The 1,636-nt window shown below is 47.2% G+C and carries 2 protein-coding genes; both read right to left on the bottom strand.

Annotated elements, in window-relative coordinates:
• Positions 1–75 precede the first annotated feature (75 nt).
• A complete protein-coding gene (locus tag B7X71_RS16555) occupies positions 76–852 on the bottom strand; it encodes a 3-hydroxybutyrate dehydrogenase (protein ID WP_293601542.1) in 777 nt (258 codons plus the stop codon).
• A 130-nt stretch (positions 853–982) separates the two neighbouring features.
• Positions 983–1,636, bottom strand: a 654-nt coding sequence (locus B7X71_RS16560) for a molybdopterin cofactor-binding domain-containing protein (RefSeq protein ID WP_293601543.1), incomplete at its 5' end; no start/stop codon positions are given.

Raw genomic sequence — 1,636 nt, forward strand, 5'->3', positions numbered from 1 at the left:
CTAACTATAGTCGATTCTGGCGATTTTGTTTGAGCGTGAAAAAATGGGGCTGACTGCATCAACCCCACCCATGGATTACTGGGCTGTCCAGCCACCATCCATATTCCAAGCCACTCCACGCACCTCGGAGGCATCGGGACCGCAAAGGAAAATGGCTAATGCGGCCAATTGTTCGGGAGCCACGAATTCGCCGGAGGGCTGCTTCTCGGAGACCAAGGCCTTTTTAGCCTCTTCATTTGAAACCCCATCACGCTCTGCGCGGGCATCCACTTGTTTTTGAACCAAAGGGGTAAGAACCCAGCCTGGGCAAATCGCATTGCAGGTAATTCCAGTTTTAGCATTCTCTAAAGCAGTCACTTTAGTTAAGCCAACAATGCCATGCTTTGCAGCAACGTAAGCAGACTTTTGAACTGAACCCACCAAACCATGCACAGAGGCAATATTGATAATGCGACCCCAGTTACGCTTCTTCATTCCAGGTAAGGCATGATGAGAGGTATAGAAAGCTGAACTGAGATTAATGGCAATAATGGATTCCCATTTATCTGCCGGAAAATCTTCCACATTAGCTGTGTATTGAATACCTGCATTGTTCACCAAGATATCAAGTGATCCAAAACGTGCTTCAGTTTGCTTAATCAGATCTTCAATCTCAGCAGGCTTACTCATATCAGCACCGTGATAATCCACCTCTACTCCGCATGCTTTGATCGCAGCGATAGCGGCATCTTTTTCACCAAAACCGTTGACCATGATGTTGACGCCCTGCTTCGCCAATCCAATGGCCATCGCCAAACCAATGCCACTTGTAGAGCCAGTGACCAGAGCTGTTTTACCTTTTAAATGAGACATGTTCTTATTCGCTATATCAAGTTAATCGCAAATCCCCTCAGAGGGGATTTGCAGATGATCAAAACTTGATGTTACAGGAAGCGACAACCCGGTCGATACCGGGAATGCACTAATTCAGGAGAGCTCCTGATTAGACCTTGCCAAGAGCCTTCAGAATCTTTTCACAAGTGATAGGCTGATCAAACACCGCAGTATTAAACGGCGCCAAAGCATCATTAATCGCATTCTGGACGGCTCCAGGAGCTCCAGCAGTACCGGCTTCACCTGCACCTTTTGCCCCCAACTTAGATGACAGGGTTGGCGTCTCCACGTGGGCTACTTCAATATCTGGCATTTCATTGGCCATCGGCACCAAATAATCAGCCATACTGCCATTGCGTAGCAACCCACTATCGTCATAGAGACACTCCTCAAAAAGTACGCCCCCAATTCCCTGAACAATAGCTCCACGTACCTGCTCATCCACCAGCATAGGATTTAATACGCGACCACAGTCCTCAACTGCCCAATGTTTCAAGAGCTTTACAAATCCGGTATCAGGATCCACTTCAACATAAGAAGCCTGAACGCCATTAGTAAAGATGAATGGATATTCTTTTTGGGTGTAATGACGTGTAACCATCAAATCAGCAGAGAAGCCCACAGGCAGGGTATCCGTACGGAAATAACCAATACGACCAATCTCGCTAAATGGCAGCAATTGCTCACCAGTGGCTTTATCTAAAACATGGCCACGTCGAACTGACAACTCTTCAGGCGATCTATTCAAGATGGCGCCAGCAAG

The organism is Polynucleobacter sp. 39-46-10 (genome assembly GCF_002282275.1).